The organism is Streptomyces sp. NPDC058796 (genome assembly GCF_042745235.1).
Taxonomy (GTDB): Bacteria; Actinomycetota; Actinomycetes; order Streptomycetales; family Streptomycetaceae; genus Streptomyces.
Map to the genome: position 1 here is coordinate 37817 of NZ_JBHYOP010000002.1, position 15728 is coordinate 53544.

The following is a 15728-nucleotide window of genomic DNA, read 5'->3' on the forward strand; positions in this document are numbered from 1 at the left end:
CCGGTCGCGGGCCCGGTCGCCTTGGCAGACTGGTCGGGTGCCCCGGACTGTTCTGCTCGCCGAAGACGACCGCGCGATCCGGCACGCCCTGGAGCGCGCCCTCACCCTGGAGGGCTACCGGGTCACCGCGGTCGCCGACGGCGCCGAGGCGCTGGCGCAGGCCCACAGCGGCCGGCCGGACGTGCTCGTGCTGGACGTGATGATGCCGGGCGTCGACGGCCTCCAGGTCTGCCGGGAGCTGCGCGCCGAGGGTGACCCGACGCCGATCCTGATGCTGACGGCGCTGGTGGAGACCGCCGACCGGATCGCGGGCCTGGACGCGGGCGCCGACGACTACGTGGTGAAGCCCTTCGACGTCGAGGAGGTCTTCGCGCGGCTGCGCGCCCTGCTGCGGCGTACGGACCGGGAGGGCCGGGAGGACCGGGAGGACGCGGACACCTCCTCTCCGGCCGCGGAGGCGCCGGAGGAGCCGGACGCCGCCCGTTACCTGGAGGCGGCCGGGCTGCGCATGGACCCGCGGGCCCGCCGCGCCTGGCGGGACGGGCGCGAGCTGGAGCTGACCCGCACCGAGTTCGAGCTGCTGGAACTGCTGGTGCGCAACGCGGGCGTCGTCCTCGACCACTCCACGATCTACGACCGCATCTGGGGCTACGACTTCGGGCCCGGCTCCAAGAACCTCGCCGTCTACGTCGGCTACCTGCGCCGCAAGCTCGACCAGCCCGGCGCTCCGCAGCCGATCCAGACCGTGCGCGGGGTGGGTTACGTGCTGCGGGAGGACTGAGTGGGCCCGTCCCCGCTCGGGCGCCGGCCCCGGCTGCTGTCGTTGCGGACCACGTTCGCGGTGTCCTTCGCGACGGTCACCGCCGTGGTCACCGTCCTCGTCGGGGTGCTGTCGTACAACGCGGCTGCCCGGCTGGTGCGGGTCGACCAGGAGACCGTCTTCGCCCAGGTCGTGCAGGACCTGCGGGCCGAGGTGCGGCAGCGGCGGATGTCGCCCGGCGACTTCGCCTCCTCCGCGCCGGGCCACGAGATCGTCCGCCCGGCCCGCACCGACGTGCAGGTCCTCGGGCCGGACGGCGAGATCTCCGACCCGGCCGGTCCCCGGCTGCCGGTCACCGACGCCGACCGGCGCACCGCGCACGCCGCCGTGGCCGGGCGGACGGTCGAGCACGAGGACGTCGGGGTCGGCGACGACGTCTTCCGGGTCGCGACGGTGTCGCTGGGTGGCGGCCGGGGCGCGGTGCAGGTGGCGCAGGAGTTCAGCGACACGGAGGAGCTGCTGCGGGCGCTGCAGCGCCGGACGCTGCTGCTGATGGCCGCGGTGGTGACGGCCGCCGGGCTGTTCGGCTGGTGGCTGGCGCGGCGCATCACCCGTCGGCTGGTGCTCCTGACCTCCGCCGCCGAGGACGTCGCCCGCACCCGCCGGCTGGGTGTCCAGGTGCCGGTGACCGGCCCGGACGAGGTGGGCCGCCTCGGCCGCGCCATCGACCTGATGCTGGTCCGCCTCGCGCAGTCGGAGGAGGACCAGCGGCGCCTGGTCCAGGACGCGGGGCACGAGCTGCGGACTCCGCTGACCTCGCTGCGGACCAACATCTCGCTGCTGCGCCGGATCGACGAACTCCCGCCCGAGGCGCGCCGGGAACTGGTCGCCGACCTCGGCCAGGAGGCCCGTGAACTGACCGACCTGGTCAACGAGCTGGTCGAGCTGGCGGCCGGGCAGTCCGCCGGGGAGCCCCCGCAGCGGGTCGACCTGGCGAGGGTCGCGCGCGACGTGGCGAGCCTGGCGCGGCGCCGTACCGGGCGGGACATCGGGGTGAGCGTCCGCGGGGAGACGGTGACGGAGGGGCGGCCCGCCATGCTGACGCGGGCGCTGTCCAACCTGGTGGAGAACGCCGCGAAGTTCGACCCGGGCGGCACCGGCCCCATCGAGGTCGCGGTCGCCGGGCCGGCCCTGGAGGGCCCGATCCGCGTGGAGGTCCGCGACCGCGGCCCGGGCATCGCCGAGGCCGATCTGACCCGGGTCTTCGACCGCTTCTACCGCGCCACCGACGCCCGCTCCCGGGCCGGTTCCGGCCTCGGCCTGTCCATCGTGCGGGAGGTGGCGCTGGCGCACGGCGGGGCGACGTTCGCCTTCCGGCGGGACGGGGGCGGGTCGGTGATCGGGTTCACGGTGGGCGGGGGCCCTGTGGCGGGCGGGGACGGGGACTGAGGACCGGACGGTGCGGCGCGTCGCCCACGAGGCTTACGTATATACCCCCACGGGGTATAGATTGGCGGAGCGGTCTCGCACACCCCTGGGGGGTACCTCGTCGTCCCAGTTGGCTCCGGTGCCCCCTCCATCACTCCCCAGGAGGAAAGATGTCCTGCTGCACCCCTGACGGCAGCTGCTCGACCACCACCGCCACCACCGACGCCACTGTGGCGGTCGCCGGGCGTGTCACCACCGTCTACGCCGTCTCCGGCATGACCTGCGGGCACTGTGAGGCCACGCTCGGCAAGGAGATCGGCGCCCTGGGCGGCGTACGGGCGGTCGAGGTCGACCGCGAGGCCGGCCGGGTCTCCGTCACCACCGAGGGGGAGCCCGACGACGCGCTCCTGGCGAAGGTCGTCGACGAGGCGGGCTGCGAGCTCACCGGCCGCGCCGCCTGAGGATCTCCGTACGCCGCCGGACGGCCCCCGGAACATCGGGGGCCGTCCGGCGGCGCGGGCGGGCGGCCGCGGAGGCGCCCGTCAGTGGTAGGCGTGGACCACGGCGTGGCCCTTGCCGCGGCCGATCATCCACTTGTTGACCGGCGTGGTGATCAGGAACGCCACGGCGAAGCCGCCGAGCAGCGCGTACCAGAACAGCCCGTCCGACAGGTGCGCGTCCATCGCCCCCGGCGTCAGCGCGATGATGGTGTTGTCGACCAGTTCCATCACCGCGATGGACACCGTGTCGGCGGCCAGCGCCACCTTCACCGCTGCCTTCAGGGACACCCCGGCGCGCACCACCGCGAAGAGGGTGAACGAGTAACCGAAGACGAAGGCGAGGCTGATCGCGAGGATCATCGTCGGCACGTTGCCCCACAGCAGGGCGGTGCCGATGACCATGCCGAGGATCTCGCCGATGGCGCACCCGGTGAGGCAGTGCAGGGTCGCCCGCACCGCCGTCGCCCAGGTCGCGCCGTGCGCATGCTGATGCTCCATGACGTGTCCACCCCAATCGACGTGTCCGACCGTGGGGTCCGGCCCGGGCCCCACGGTCGGGAACCAAATACCCCTGTGGGGTATTCCGGCGGCCCGGCTCAGTCCTTGCCGAGCAGTCGGTTCATGCGCTCGATCTCGGCGCTCTGGGACGTGATGATCTCGTCGGCCATCTTCTTGGCCGGGGCGAAGGCGCCGTCGGCCTGCTCGGTCCTCGCCATCGTGACCGCGCCTTCGTGATGCTTGATCATCAGCTCCAGGAAGGCGGTGTCGAACGCCTCGCCCGAGGCGTCCTCGAGTCCGCTCATCTCCTGGTCCGTCATCATGCCGTCCATGCCGCCCGTGCCGTGCCCGGCGTGGTCCATGGCGGCGCCCTCGGCGGGCACCTCCTCGCCCCAGGCCGTGAGCCAGCCGGACAGCGTCCTGATCTCCGGGTCCTGGGCCTTCTTGATCTCCGTGGCCAGCTTCTCGACCTCGGGCGAGGCCGCCCGGCCGGGCGCGAGGCCGGCCATCTCGACGGCCTGGCGGTGGTGGGGGATCATCCCCTTCGCGAACGCCACGTCGGCGGCGTTGTGCCTGCCCTGCGAGGACGGTGCGGAGGCGGAGGCCGTCGCGTTGTGGCCGCCGTGTCCGGCGGAGCCGCCGGTGCCGCCGTCGTCGGCCCCGCCGCAGGCGGCCAGGGTGAGTGCCGCCGCTCCGGCGGCGATCGCGGCGGCGGTACGGCGTACGAGGGAACGCTTGTGCTTCATGCTGGGTGCAACTCCTTCACGCGCGCCTGATCGCGGCGCGCGTCCGAGTGGGTGTGCCTGGTGGACGAGAGGGCGTGCGGGCCGCTCTATATCCGCAGGAGTTGCAGTTCGGAGAGGTCGGGCGGGCCCCGCCCGTCCTGGGTCGTTCCCGTGGCCGCCCCGGCCGGGGAGGCGGTGGCGGGCGCGTCGGCGGTGCCGCCGGTCAGCGGCGGCGGCGTGTAGGCGGAGGCGGTCCCGGCGGCCGCACACGTACCGTCGGCGTGATCGACGTGCCCCGATCCGCCGTCCGAGTGCCCGCAGGCACGGTCCGCGAGGGTGTCGGCACCGTCCGCGTGAGCTGTGGCTTCCGTGTGGTGTGCACCGGATGTTCCGGTGCCGGCGTGCGCCGTCGGCACCCCGGGAGCCAGGCCGTGCATGCCGAGCAGGCCGGCCAGTACCGCCGTCACCAGCAGCGTGAGCAGCCGCCCGGCCGGGCGGCTGATCGACGGGGTGCTCCTGGTCACGCTCGTCATGCTACGGGTTCGGGCGGGAACGAACGCGGCGGCCTGGCGCGGGGAGCGGCAATCCCGGTCCGGCGCCGCGAATTCACCGCCGCGTCACCCGGCTCCTATATCGTCTGCCGATATCGAGAACCGTAAGCCAGGAGCGTAAGCCAGGTGGCCGGGCCGCGCGGAGTGGGACGGAGTGGGCTGATGGGTGGGTCTTCGACCGCCGCGGCGGGGACGCCGGACGAACTGCGGCGGCGGCTGGGCGTGCCCGACGCGGTGACGATCGGGCTCGGCTCGATGATCGGCGCGGGGATCTTCGCGGCCCTCGCCCCGGCCGCCCGCGCCGCCGGCTCCGGGCTCCTGCTGGGGCTCGCGGTGGCCGCCGTGGTGGCGTACTGCAACGCCACATCGTCCGCCCGGCTCGCCGCCCGACACCCCGCCTCCGGCGGCACCTACGTCTACGGCCGGGAGCGGCTCGGCGACTTCTGGGGCCACCTCGCCGGCTGGGCCTTCGTCGTCGGCAAGACCGCCTCCTGCGCGGCCATGGCCCTGACCGTGGGCGCGTACGTCTGGCCCGGTCAGGCGCACGCCGTCGCCGTCGCCGCGGTGGTGGCGCTGACCGCCGTGAACTACGCCGGGGTGCAGAAGTCGGTGTGGCTGACCCGAGTGATCGTCGCCGTGGTCCTGGCGGTGCTGGCGGCGGTGGTGATCGCGTCCCTCGGCTCCGGCGCGGCGGACGCCGCCCGCTGGGACGTCGGGGGCGGCGCCGACGCGCGCGGGGTGCTCCAGGCCGCGGGCCTGCTGTTCTTCGCGTTCGCCGGATACGCGCGCATCGCCACCCTGGGCGAGGAGGTCCGCGACCCGGCCCGCACCATCCCCCGCGCCGTTCCGCTCGCCCTGGGCATCGCGCTCGCCGTGTACGTCCTCGTGGCACTCGCCGTCCTGTCGGTGCTCGGCCCCAAGGGGCTGGCCGAGGCCACCGCGCCGCTGTCGGACGCGGTGCGGGCCGCGGGCGCCGACTGGCTGTCGCCGGTGGTCCGGGCCGGGGCGGCGGTGGCCGCGCTCGGCTCGCTGCTGGCGCTGATCCTGGGCGTCTCCCGTACCACCCTGGCCATGGCCCGCGACCGGCACCTGCCGCACGCCCTGGCCGCCGTCCACCCGCGGTTCAAGGTGCCGCACCGGGCCGAACTGCTGGTGGGCGCCGTGGTGGCCGTGCTCGCCGCGACGGCGGACCTGCGCGGCGCGATCGGCTTCTCCTCGTTCGCGGTCCTGGTGTACTACGCCGTGGCCAACGCCTCCGCATGGACGCTGACCGCCGAGGAGGGCCGCCCGCCGCGCCTCGTCCCGGCGGCCGGGTTCGCGGGCTGCCTGCTGCTGGCGTTCACCCTGCCGGTCTCCTCCGTGGTCTCCGGGGCGGCCGTGCTCGCCGTCGGCGTCACCGCCTACGGCGTCCGCCGGGCCCTGGTCTCCCGCGGCGCGTAGCCGACGTCAGCTCCCTGGTGCGCGCTCAGGGCGGTGCCGCTCGTCGCCGAGCACCTCGCGGGCCAGTTCCTCCAGGGCCCTGCGGTCCTCGGCGAGGGCCGCCTTCCCGGCCCCGGTCGCCCGGTAGACGCGGCGTGTACGGCCGTCCACCACGCGCTGCTCGGAGGTGAGCAGGCCGTCCGCCTCCAGGCGGTGCAGCGTCGGATACAGGGTGCCGGGGCTGATCCGGTACCCGTGCCGGGCCAGTTCCGCGGTCATCCAGGCACCGTGGATCTCCTCCCGGGCAGCGTGGTGCAGGATGTGCAGCCGCACCGCGCCCCGCTGGAACTCGCGCACCCGGTCCACCTCCGACAGTGACGCAACCGATATCGGCCGTCGAGTCTACGAGGCCGGACGGTCCGGGACGGGACTCGCGCAGGCGCCGCTGGGCTACCCTGGGCGGCAGCGACCGGCCCCTGTCCGGGCGGTCGCGCGGCGGTGGGGCTCGCCGTACCCGAACCGCGGCACCGATGCCGCCAACAGTCCCTACTGGTGACCACGACCGTCCGCACGCCCGGGCGGCCGCACGAGTAGGAGACCCGCGTTGCGGAACACCCCGCGCAAGCCACTGCCGGTGGACCCCGAGGGCCGCGAGCCCGTCGACCCCGACGTCGATCTGTCGATGCCCGCCCAGCGGCGCGAACTCGCCGACGGACAGGCGCCCGTCCTCCTGGCGGTCGCGGCCGGCGGCGCCCTGGGCGCCACGGCCCGCTACGGTGCCTCGCTGCTGTGGCCCACGGTGCCCGGCACCTTCCCCTGGACCACCCTGCTGGTCAACGCGGCCGGCTGCGCGGTGATCGGCGTCTTCATGGTGCTCGTCACCGACGTGTGGTCCGCGCACCGCCTGCTGCGCCCGTTCTTCGGCACCGGCGTCCTGGGCGGCTTCACCACCTTCTCCACCTACGCCGTCGACATTCAGCGCCTGCTCCGGGACGGCGATCCCGGCACCGCCCTCGCCTACCTGGCCGCCACCGTGTCGGCCGCCCTCGCCGGCGTGTGGGGCGCCGCGAGCCTCACCCGACGCCTGATCACCCGGAGGCCCAAGTGAACTGGCTTCTCGTCGTGACCGGCGCCATGATCGGGGCGCCCCTGCGGTACCTGACCGACCGCGCGGTCCAGGCCCGGCACGGCACCCTCTTCCCCTGGGGCACCTTCACCGTCAACGTCGTCGGCTGCCTGGTCCTCGGCACGCTCACCGGCGCTGCCGCCCACGGCGCCGCCGCCGACCCGGTGCGGCTGCTGGTCGGCACCGGCTTCTGCGGAGCGCTGACCACCTACTCCACGTTCTCCTACGAGACGCTGCGGCTGGCCGAGACCGGCGCGAGGTTCCTGGCCGCCGCCAACGTCGTCGTGGGAGTCGTCACCGGCCTGGGCGCGGCCTTCCTCGGCGCCGCGCTCGCGGACGGGGTCTGGGGCTGACCGGGGCGCGGGAGCCCGCACATCACGCGTTCACCGGCGCCGTAAGAGACGCATCAAAGCCGCTCGGGCCGCCGTAAGGAAGCCATCAACAGCGGCCGAAACCGGTCGGACCGGGGTTCTCATCACGTTGTCAGACTCCCGTTCGAACCTCACTAGGAGCTCGCGATGGCCGACGTGGCCTTCGTCGTCACCACGATCGCGGTGTTCGCGCTCGTGGCTCTCGTCGCCAAGGGGGTGACGAAGCTGTGACCGCAGAGAACGTCGTCGGCCTGATCGTGGCCGTCTTCCTGCTGGGTTACCTCGTCCTCGCCCTGATCCACCCGGAGAGGTTCTGAGCACCCTCATGAGCCCCGTCCTCGCCGGCGTGCTCCAGATGCTCGCCCTGATGGCCGCGCTGGCGCTCGCCCACGCCCCCCTCGGCACCTACATGGCCCGGGTCTACTCCTCCCCCCGGCATCTGCGGGTCGAGAAGTGGATCTACAAGGGCATCGGCGCCGACCCCGACACCCGGATGGGCTGGACCGCGTACCTGCGCGGCGTCCTCGCCTTCTCCTTCGCGGGCGTCCTCTTCCTCTACCTGCTCCAGCGGCTCCAGGGCGTGCTGCCCGGCTCGCTGGGCTTCGCCTCCATCGACCCGGACCAGGCGTTCAACACCGCCGCGTCCTTCGTGGCCAACACCAACTGGCAGTCGTACTCCGGCGAGCAGGCCATGGGCCACGTCGTGCAGACCGCCGGGCTCGCCGTGCAGAACTTCGTCTCCGCGGCCGTCGGCATCGCCGTCGCCGTCGCCCTCGTACGCGGCTTCGCGCGGTCGCGCACCGGTGAACTGGGCAACTTCTGGGCGGACTTGGTGCGCGGCGTCGTCCGGGTCCTGGTGCCGCTCGCGGTGGTCGGCGCGGTGGTGCTGGTGGCCTGCGGCGTCATCCAGAACTTCTCCGGCATCCACGAGGTCGGCCAGTTCACCGGCGGTTCGCAGCAGTGGAACGGCGGTGCGGTCGCCTCGCAGGAGGTCATCAAGGAGCTGGGCACCAACGGCGGCGGCTACTTCAACGCCAACAGCGCCCACCCCTTCGAGAACCCCACCCCGTTCACCAACCTGTTCGAGATCTTCCTGATCCTGCTGATCCCCGTCGCCATCACCCGGACCTTCGGCGTCATGGTCGGCTCGGTGCGTCAGGGCTACGCGATCCTCGCGACCATGGCCACCATCTGGGCCGGTTTCGTCGCGCTGATGATGTGGACCGAGTTCGCCCACCACGGCCCCGCCCTGCAGGCGGCCGGCGGTGCGATGGAGGGCAAGGAGCTGCGCTTCGGCATCGGCGGCTCGTCGCTCTTCGCGGTCTCCACCACCCTGACCTCAACCGGCGCGGTGGACTCCTTCCACTCCTCCTTCACCGGCCTCGGCGGCGGCATCGCCATGCTCGGCATGATGCTGGGCGAGATCGCGCCCGGCGGCGTCGGGTCCGGGCTCTACGGAATGCTGGTCATGGCGGTCGTCGCGGTCTTCATCGCCGGGCTCATGGTCGGGCGCACCCCGGAGTACCTGGGCAAGAAGATCGGCGGCCGCGAGATCAAGTTCGCCGCCTGCTACATCCTCGTCACCCCGACGCTGGTGCTGGTCTTCACCGCCGCGGCGATGGCCCTCCCCACCCCGGGCGACTCGATGACCAACACCGGCGCGCACGGCTTCTCCGAGATCCTCTACGCCTACACCTCCGCCTCGAACAACAACGGCTCGGCCTTCGCCGGCCTCAACGCCGACACCCAGTGGTTCAACACCACCGTGGGCCTGGCCATGCTGCTCGGCCGGTTCCTGCCGATGGTGTTCGTCCTGGCGCTCGCCGGCTCCCTGGCCGGACAGCAGCCCGTCCCCGCCACCGCGGGCACCCTGCGCACCGAGAAGCCGCTGTTCACCGGCCTGCTCGTGGGCGCGATCCTCATCATCACCGGTCTGACCTACTTCCCGGCGCTCGCCCTGGGCCCGCTCGCCGAAGGACTGGCGGCATGACCACCGACACGCGGAAGCACGAGGACTCCATGTCCACAGCCACCGAGACCCGGGCGCCGCACGGCGACGCACCGACCGGGCACAAGCCCGAGGGCCGCGTCGGCGCGGGCCTCTTCGAACCGAGGCAGCTGGTCAGGTCGCTGCCCGACGCGCTGCGCAAGCTCGACCCACGGGTGATGGTGAAGTCGCCCGTCATGTTCGTCGTCCTCGTCGGCTCCGTCCTGACCACGGTGTCCTCCTTCACCGACCCCGGCGACGGGTTCGGCTGGACCATCAGTGCCTGGCTCTGGCTGACCGTGATCTTCGCCAACCTGGCCGAGGCCGTCGCCGAGGGCCGCGGCAAGGCGCAGGCCGACACGCTGCGCAGGGCCAAGACCGACACCGTCGCCCGCCGGGCGGACGGGAGCACGGTGGCCGGCACCGAGCTGCGCGTCGGCGACCTGGTGGTCTGCGAGGCCGGGGACGTGATCCCCGGCGACGGCGACGTCGTCGAGGGCGTCGCCTCGGTCGACGAGTCGGCGATCACCGGCGAGTCCGCGCCCGTCATCCGCGAGTCCGGCGGCGACCGCAGCGCCGTCACCGGCGGCACCAAGGTGCTCTCCGACCGCATCGTCGTCCGGATCACCACCAGGCCGGGCGAGACCTTCATCGACCGGATGATCAACCTGGTCGAGGGCGCGGCCCGGCAGAAGACGCCGAACGAGGTCGCGCTGAACATCCTGCTCGCCTCGCTGACCGTCGTCTTCCTGCTGGCCTGCGCGACCCTCCCGCCCTTCGCCCACTACGCGGGCACCGAGCTGACGATGGTCGTGCTGGTGGCGCTGCTGGTGTGCCTGATCCCCACCACGATCGGCGCGCTGCTCTCCGCGATCGGCATCGCGGGCATGGACCGCCTGGTGCAGCGCAACGTGCTGGCGATGTCGGGCCGCGCGGTCGAGGCCGCCGGCGACGTCTCCACGCTGCTGCTGGACAAGACCGGCACCATCACGCTCGGCAACCGGCAGGCCGCCGAGTTCGTGCCGGTGCGCGGCACCACCGCGGCCGAGGTCGCGGACGCCGCCCAGCTCTCCTCGCTGGCCGACGAGACGCCCGAGGGCCGCTCCGTGGTCGTCCTCGCACAGGAGAGGTACGGCCTGCGCGAACGCCACCAGGGCGAGCTGACGGGCGCCGAATGGATCTCCTTCACCGCCCAGACCCGTATGTCCGGCGTCGACGTCGACGGCCGGCGCGTTCGCAAGGGCGCCGCGGGCTCCGTCATCGCCTGGGTCCGGGAGCGCGGCGGCACGGTGGCCGAGGACGCGGACACGGCCGCCGAGCGCGTCTCCGCCGCGGGCGGCACGCCGCTGCTGGTCGCCGTCGAGGACGAGCGAGGCGCCCGCGTCCTCGGGCTGATCCGCCTCAAGGACGTCGTCAAGCAGGGCATGCGCGAGCGGTTCGCGGAACTGCGCCGCATGGGCATCAGGACCGTCATGATCACGGGCGACAACCCCCTGACCGCGAAGGCGATAGCCGACGAGGCGGGCGTCGACGACTTCCTCGCGGAGGCCACCCCCGAGGACAAGATGGCCCTGATCAAACGCGAGCAGGCCGGCGGCAGGCTGGTCGCGATGACCGGCGACGGCACCAACGACGCGCCCGCCCTCGCGCAGGCGGACGTCGGCGTGGCGATGAACACCGGCACGTCGGCCGCCAAGGAGGCCGGCAACATGGTCGACCTCGACTCCGACCCGACCAAGCTCATCGAGATCGTCGAGATCGGCAAGCAACTCCTCATCACCCGGGGCGCCTTGACGACGTTCTCCATCGCCAACGACGTGGCCAAGTACTTCGCGATCATCCCGGCGCTGTTCGCGGCCGTCCATCCGGGTCTGGACAAGCTCAACATCATGCGCCTGTCCTCGCCGGACTCGGCGATCCTCTCCGCGGTGATCTTCAACGCGCTGATCATCGTCGCGCTGGTCCCGCTCGCCCTGAAGGGGGTGCGCTACCGGCCGGTCAGCGCCGACCGGCTGCTGCGCCGCAACCTCACCGTCTACGGCCTCGGCGGGCTGATCGCCCCGTTCATCGGCATCAAGCTCATCGACCTGATCGTCTCGCTCTTCCCCGGAATCGGTTGACCGTCATGAACACGTCCGTAACCAACACCGCCCGGCTGCTCGTGGCGGGCCTGCGCGCCCTCCTCGTCCTGACCGTCGTCACCGGAATCGCCTACCCGCTGCTGGTCACCGGCATCGCCCAGGGCCTCTTCCCCGACCGGGCGAACGGCTCGGAGATCGAGGCCGACGGCAAGGTCGTCGGCTCCTCCCTGATCGGCCAGCAGTACAACCTCCCCCTGAAGGACGGCCAGGAGACCCCGGAACCCGACCTGAAGTGGTTCCAGGGCCGCCCTGCGGGCGGCCTCGGCACCAACAGCGTCAACACCCAGTACGACCTCATCGTGTCCGGGGCCACCAACCGCTCCGCCGACAACGCGGAGCTGGTCCAGTGGGTGAAGGACGCCAAGGCCGCCGTCATCGAGGACAACTCCGTGGCCGGCTACACCGTCAACCCCTCCGACGTGCCCGCCGACGCCGTGACCTCCTCCGGCTCCGGCCTGGACCCGCACATCTCCCCCGAGTACGCGGACCTCCAGGTGCACCGGGTCGCCGACCGCAACGGACTGCCCGCCGAGCGCGTCCAGAAGCTGGTGGACGAGCACACCGTGACCCGCACGCTCGGCTTCATCGGCGAGCCGCGCGTGAACGTGCTGGAACTGAACGTCGCGCTGAGGGAACTGGCGGCCGGCACCCCGTCGGGCCCGGACCACTGATCCGCTCACGCCCAGAAAGCCAGTACCCGGCCGCACAGGGTCACCCCCATCATGTGTGTGTGGACGACCGACCGACGATCAGTACCCTGACCCTGCGGCACAGAATCCCGGACGACTGGGCGGCGGACCCCTGGGCCGAGGTGCGGCCCTTGATCGACGGCGTGGACGTCCTGAAGGAGGTCCACCCGGCGGGGCTGGCACCAAGCCGCCGGTACTGGACTGGCCCGGCGGAGACCTGGCCCCTGACGGCCACGGAGACCCCCCGCAGAGTCATGATCACCGAGCCCGCGTGTACGTCCGGCCGCTGCGGTGCCCTGTACGTCACCGTGCGCCGCGTGGGCGACCGGGTGACGTGGGAGGCCTGGGAGAACACCGGCGACGTCACCGCCGTGCCGCCGGACTTCCGGTTCGACGCCGCTCAGTACGAGGCCGGACTCGCGCGGGCGGCCGCGGACCGCGACTGGGAGGAGCCGGTGGACACCGTCGCCCGGCTCCTCGAGCGCACCCTGGCGGCCAGCGGCTGGTTCGAACGCTGGGGCTGCGTCCTCACGGGTGTCTCCCCCCGACGCGAGGAGCCGGGCCTCCCCGAGGAACTCACCAGCCCCGAGGGCGTCGACGTCGAGTTCCGCCAGGACCGGGGACCGGGTGCGGGCACCAACCGCTACGGGTACGAGCTGTTCGTCGTCCGCGACCAGCCGGCCGAGGAACAGGCGCGACGCCTCGCCGACCGCATCCTGTCCGACGATCCACGAAAGACCGCTGAACTCCAGGAAGGCTGAGGACTCCTGCGGTCGTCGAGGTCAGGCGACCGTGGCGGGGCGCGGTGCTGCTGTTCATGCGGCTGCGTCCGGTAGTCGGCGCTTGTCATCTGCCGGTCGTCGGTACCCGCCGCCGGAGGACCCGCCTCACTTGTCGCGATCGTCGGCGGTTCGTCCGTGGCGGGAACCGGTGTACGCGGCGTCGCGGAGGCCGCGCAGCCGTTCGGTGGGGTGCAGGCGAGGCAGGTTGTGCGCGTAGGGGTCGTAGGACACGGTGCTGGCGGGCGGAGCGGTGTGCGCTGCCTCCAGGCTCAGGGTGGCGAAGGTGCGCCAGGGCTCGTCCGGGGCAGCCGCCCGCAGTGCGAACCGGACGGGCCGGTCGGCGAGTTCCTGCCACAGCGTCGGCCGCACGTCCTCTCGGCGTGCGTCGGGGTCGTGCACCGGGAAGGCCGCCAGCACGCGTTCGCGATCACCCACCCGGTACGACAGCAGGGTCGAGTACGGCCCCTTCAGGGCGTCGGGGCGGGGGAGAGGCAGGTGGCGGCCGAACCGGCCGGGGCGGCTGGACGTGAACAGCAGGTCGAGGGTGCTGCCCGGACCGTCGGCGCCCTCGACGCGGACAGCCAGTCCCAGACCGTCCGGCAGCCATCGGGGGAGGCCCAGCGCCCGCGACCAGCGCACCGTCACCGGGTAGGAGCCGGGCCCGTCCAGCCACGGGACCCCCCACCCGGTCCCCGCGTCGGCGACGGTCAGCGTCCCCGTGCACAGCACCCCGTGGGGGTGCAGGGCCGGTGCCGACCGCAACCGGGCCAGGCGCCGGGCGAGTCCGTGGGCGATCCTGCTGACGATCATGCGGTCCTTCAGGGCTGAGGACGGATGACGGCACGTACACAGCCGTCGGTCTTCTCCTTGAACATGTCGTACGCCGTCGGCGCCTCGTCGAGCGAGAGGCTGTGGGTCGCCAGATGCGCCGTCTCGATCTCACCCGCGGCCAGCCGGTCCAGCAGCATGGGGATGTAGCGCTGCCCGTGCATCTGGGCGCCGCGCACGGTGAGCCCCTTGTTGATCACGGCGCCGAGCGGGAACTTGTCGACGGCGCCCGCGAAGACACCCAGGACGAAGACGGTGCCGGCCTTGCGGCAGGCGTGGATGGCCTGGCGTACGGCGGTGGGCCGGTCGGTCTGGAGGCGGAGCTGCTGCTTGGCCTGGTCGTACAGGTGCGTCGGACCGTCGCTGTGCGCCTCCATGCCCACGGCCTCGATGCACACGTCGGGGCCGCGTCCGCCGGTGCGTTCGCGCAGTTCGGCGGCGACGTCCGTGCCGGTGTAGTCGATGGTCTCCGCGCCGGCGTACCGTTCGGCCATGGCCAGGCGCTCGGGGACGCGGTCGATGGAGATCACCCGCTCGGCGCCCTTGAGGACCGCGGCCCGGGCAGCCATCTGTCCCACGGCGCCGCACCCCCAGACGGCGACCACGTCACCGGGCTTCACCCCGGCCAGGTCGGCGCCCATCCATCCGGTGGGCACGGAGTCGGAGACGAACAGGGCGCTGGTGTCGTCGATGCCCTCGGGGACCTTGAAAGCGCCGTAGTCGGCGAAGGGCACGCGGACGTACTCGGCGTGGCTGCCGCGCAGGCCGCCCATGGCGTGCGAGTAGCCGAAGATGCCGGCGGTCTCGTAGCCGAACAGGGCTTGGCCGATGCCCGGGTTGGTGTTGGTGTTGTCGCACAGGGACCACAGGTCGTTGGCGCAGTACCAGCAGCGTCCGCAGCCGACGAAGGAGCAGACGACGACCCGGTCGCCGACCTTGTGCCTGCGCACGGCGGAGCCGGTCTCGACGACCTCGCCGACGAACTCGTGGCCGATCACGTCACCGGCGCGCATCGCCGGGATGTAGCCGCCGATGAGGTGCAGGTCGGAACCACAGGTTGTGCCCGCGATCAGCCGCACGATGACGTCCTGGTCGTTGCGCAGCTCAGGATCGGGGACCTGCTCGACGGACAGCTTGTTCACGCCTTCCCAGCACAGCGCCTTCACAGCACTCCCTCCCCACCGGAGCGACGGGTGAACACCTCGACCAGCCTGCCGCCCAGCGTGGAGCGGGTCGTGGGCGGCGCGTCGGGCCGCAGCGCCTCACCCGCCTCCAGCAGGGACTTCGCGTCCCGCAACGCGCGCCGCAGCTCCTGACGTGGGTCCTGCCCGGCCAGCCGCCCGGGCACGGAGGCGGACGCTGCGGACACGGGCTCCTTGAAGCGCGCGGCCAGTTCCGTGCCGCGGTCGCCCGGTGCCGGCCGGATCTGGACATCGATCCGTTCCGCGAGGTCGTCCAGGGGCGGGGGCGGCTTCCCTGCCGAGCCCACGTCCATGGGCGGCCGGTTGACCGTCACCGTGAGCCACCGGTCGCCGGCCCGCTCGTCGGCCCCTTGCGACGGCCGGGACCGCCGTACGGCCGCCGCCCCGACGGCCGCGACCGGAACCGCCCACCACAGCTTCCTCATCGAACGCCCTCCGCTTCCGGTGTCCCGGCGGTCACCGTCCGGCGCCGGGTTTCCGCAGCCCCGCGGACGAAACGGCCACGGTGACCGAGGCCGGTACTCAGCGCTGCCCCCGTCGTCACCCGTACGACTGGAAGATGGGGCCGTTCGGCCTGCGATCGGCCGGCTGCGGGCGCGGACCCGTACCGGGAGAACTACCTTCCACGAGGGCTGGACACACCTGCCCGAGACACAGGGCCGGAGAGGCGGACCGGCGCCGTCCAACGGCCGACCACCAGGCGCTCCGCCGAGTGAGGAAC

The 15728-nt window shown here is 72.9% G+C and carries 18 protein-coding genes; 11 read left to right on the plus strand and 7 right to left on the minus strand.

Annotated features, from left to right (window positions below):
* Positions 1 to 37 precede the first annotated feature (37 nt).
* From ACFW47_RS05330 to ACFW47_RS05340, 3 genes are all read left to right on the plus strand, one after another.
* Complete coding sequence (locus ACFW47_RS05330) at positions 38 to 781, plus strand: response regulator transcription factor (protein WP_386282049.1); 744 nt, start codon at positions 38 to 40, stop codon at positions 779 to 781.
* Positions 782 to 2209: an ATP-binding protein gene (locus ACFW47_RS05335; protein ID WP_386282047.1), complete on the plus strand. Its 1428-nt coding sequence runs from the start codon at positions 782 to 784 to the stop codon at positions 2207 to 2209. It abuts the gene before it with no gap.
* Between the two features lie 149 nt (positions 2210 to 2358).
* Positions 2359 to 2649 carry a heavy-metal-associated domain-containing protein gene (locus ACFW47_RS05340; RefSeq protein ID WP_386282045.1) on the plus strand — a complete coding sequence of 97 codons (291 nt, stop codon included), beginning with the start codon at positions 2359 to 2361 and terminating at the stop codon, positions 2647 to 2649.
* 81 nt (positions 2650 to 2730) lie between these two features.
* On the opposite strand, the gene ACFW47_RS05345 is transcribed toward ACFW47_RS05340, so the two are convergent.
* The 3 genes from ACFW47_RS05345 to ACFW47_RS05355 all read right to left on the minus strand — a co-directional run bounded on the left by ACFW47_RS05345 (position 2731) and on the right by ACFW47_RS05355 (position 4435).
* A complete protein-coding gene (locus ACFW47_RS05345; protein ID WP_386304875.1) occupies positions 2731 to 3186 on the minus strand; it encodes a DUF4396 domain-containing protein in 456 nt (151 codons plus the stop codon).
* Between the two features lie 98 nt (positions 3187 to 3284).
* Positions 3285 to 3932: a DUF305 domain-containing protein gene (locus ACFW47_RS05350; RefSeq protein ID WP_386304877.1), complete on the minus strand. Its 648-nt coding sequence runs from the start codon at positions 3930 to 3932 to the stop codon at positions 3285 to 3287.
* Between the two features lie 86 nt (positions 3933 to 4018).
* A complete protein-coding gene (locus ACFW47_RS05355) occupies positions 4019 to 4435 on the minus strand; it encodes a DUF6153 family protein (protein ID WP_386282036.1) in 417 nt (138 codons plus the stop codon).
* A 189-nt stretch (positions 4436 to 4624) separates the two neighbouring features.
* Here ACFW47_RS05355 and ACFW47_RS05360 point away from each other — a divergent pair, with 189 nt between their 5' ends.
* Complete coding sequence (locus tag ACFW47_RS05360; RefSeq protein WP_386304879.1) at positions 4625 to 5902, plus strand: APC family permease; 1278 nt, start codon at positions 4625 to 4627, stop codon at positions 5900 to 5902.
* A 6-nt stretch (positions 5903 to 5908) separates the two neighbouring features.
* Here the strand turns inward: ACFW47_RS05360 and ACFW47_RS05365 are convergent, their stop codons facing one another.
* Complete coding sequence (locus ACFW47_RS05365) at positions 5909 to 6238, minus strand: PadR family transcriptional regulator (protein ID WP_386282031.1); 330 nt, start codon at positions 6236 to 6238, stop codon at positions 5909 to 5911.
* 325 nt (positions 6239 to 6563) lie between these two features.
* Here ACFW47_RS05365 and ACFW47_RS05370 point away from each other — a divergent pair, with 325 nt between their 5' ends.
* The 7 genes from ACFW47_RS05370 (at position 6564) to ACFW47_RS05400 (ending at position 12956) form a co-directional block, all read left to right on the plus strand.
* Complete coding sequence (locus tag ACFW47_RS05370) at positions 6564 to 6989, plus strand: fluoride efflux transporter FluC (protein ID WP_386282168.1); 426 nt, start codon at positions 6564 to 6566, stop codon at positions 6987 to 6989.
* The gene (gene crcB / locus ACFW47_RS05375; RefSeq protein ID WP_386282028.1) at positions 6986 to 7360 is read left to right on the plus strand and encodes a fluoride efflux transporter CrcB; all 375 of its coding nucleotides are present in this window, start codon (positions 6986 to 6988) and stop codon (positions 7358 to 7360) included. Before ACFW47_RS05370 ends, crcB begins: the two co-directional genes overlap by 4 nt.
* 245 nt (positions 7361 to 7605) lie before the next feature.
* Positions 7606 to 7695, plus strand: a complete 90-nt coding sequence (gene kdpF / locus ACFW47_RS05380) for a K(+)-transporting ATPase subunit F (protein ID WP_386282025.1) — start codon at positions 7606 to 7608, stop codon at positions 7693 to 7695.
* 8 nt (positions 7696 to 7703) lie between these two features.
* Positions 7704 to 9368 (plus strand): potassium-transporting ATPase subunit KdpA, encoded by a 1665-nt coding sequence (gene kdpA / locus ACFW47_RS05385; RefSeq protein WP_386304881.1) that lies wholly within the window; start codon positions 7704 to 7706, stop codon positions 9366 to 9368.
* Positions 9365 to 11485, plus strand: coding sequence for a potassium-transporting ATPase subunit KdpB (gene kdpB / locus ACFW47_RS05390; RefSeq protein WP_386304883.1), 2121 nt, complete (start codon positions 9365 to 9367; stop codon positions 11483 to 11485). Before kdpA ends, kdpB begins: the two co-directional genes overlap by 4 nt.
* A 5-nt stretch (positions 11486 to 11490) precedes the next feature.
* On the plus strand, positions 11491 to 12177 hold the full coding sequence (locus ACFW47_RS05395) for a potassium-transporting ATPase subunit C (RefSeq protein WP_386282016.1): 687 nt from the start codon (positions 11491 to 11493) through the stop codon (positions 12175 to 12177).
* Positions 12178 to 12236: 59 nt separating this feature from the next.
* Positions 12237 to 12956 carry a hypothetical protein gene (locus ACFW47_RS05400; protein ID WP_386304885.1) on the plus strand — a complete coding sequence of 240 codons (720 nt, stop codon included), beginning with the start codon at positions 12237 to 12239 and terminating at the stop codon, positions 12954 to 12956.
* A gap of 126 nt (positions 12957 to 13082) precedes the next feature.
* On the opposite strand, the gene ACFW47_RS05405 is transcribed toward ACFW47_RS05400, so the two are convergent.
* Genes ACFW47_RS05405 through ACFW47_RS05415 form a run of 3 tightly spaced genes read right to left on the minus strand, consistent with a single transcriptional unit; the run spans position 13083 to position 15432 of the window.
* A complete protein-coding gene (locus ACFW47_RS05405; RefSeq protein WP_386282012.1) occupies positions 13083 to 13787 on the minus strand; it encodes a phosphodiesterase in 705 nt (234 codons plus the stop codon).
* An 8-nt stretch (positions 13788 to 13795) separates the two neighbouring features.
* Positions 13796 to 14971 (minus strand): zinc-dependent alcohol dehydrogenase, encoded by a 1176-nt coding sequence (locus tag ACFW47_RS05410; RefSeq protein ID WP_386282010.1) that lies wholly within the window; start codon positions 14969 to 14971, stop codon positions 13796 to 13798.
* Positions 14968 to 15432, minus strand: a complete 465-nt coding sequence (locus tag ACFW47_RS05415) for a hypothetical protein (protein WP_386282008.1) — start codon at positions 15430 to 15432, stop codon at positions 14968 to 14970. Before ACFW47_RS05415 ends, ACFW47_RS05410 begins: the two co-directional genes overlap by 4 nt.
* Between the last annotated feature and the right edge of the window lie 296 nt (positions 15433 to 15728).

What these genes read in the sequence shown, in the direction of transcription:
- ACFW47_RS05340 (WP_386282045.1), top strand. Translation starts at nt 2,359, where the DNA reads ATGTCCTGCTGCACCCCTGACGGCAGCTGCTCGACCACCACCGCCACC.
- ACFW47_RS05345 (WP_386304875.1), bottom strand. Translation starts at nt 3,186, where the DNA reads ATGGAGCATCAGCATGCGCACGGCGCGACCTGGGCGACGGCGGTGCGG.
- ACFW47_RS05350 (WP_386304877.1), bottom strand. Translation starts at nt 3,932, where the DNA reads ATGAAGCACAAGCGTTCCCTCGTACGCCGTACCGCCGCCGCGATCGCC.
- ACFW47_RS05360 (WP_386304879.1), top strand. Translation starts at nt 4,625, where the DNA reads ATGGGTGGGTCTTCGACCGCCGCGGCGGGGACGCCGGACGAACTGCGG.
- ACFW47_RS05370 (WP_386282168.1), top strand. Translation starts at nt 6,564, where the DNA reads ATGCCCGCCCAGCGGCGCGAACTCGCCGACGGACAGGCGCCCGTCCTC.
- kdpA (WP_386304881.1), top strand. Translation starts at nt 7,704, where the DNA reads ATGAGCCCCGTCCTCGCCGGCGTGCTCCAGATGCTCGCCCTGATGGCC.
- kdpB (WP_386304883.1), top strand. Translation starts at nt 9,365, where the DNA reads ATGACCACCGACACGCGGAAGCACGAGGACTCCATGTCCACAGCCACC.
- ACFW47_RS05395 (WP_386282016.1), top strand. Translation starts at nt 11,491, where the DNA reads ATGAACACGTCCGTAACCAACACCGCCCGGCTGCTCGTGGCGGGCCTG.
- ACFW47_RS05405 (WP_386282012.1), bottom strand. Translation starts at nt 13,787, where the DNA reads ATGATCGTCAGCAGGATCGCCCACGGACTCGCCCGGCGCCTGGCCCGG.
- ACFW47_RS05415 (WP_386282008.1), bottom strand. Translation starts at nt 15,432, where the DNA reads ATGAGGAAGCTGTGGTGGGCGGTTCCGGTCGCGGCCGTCGGGGCGGCG.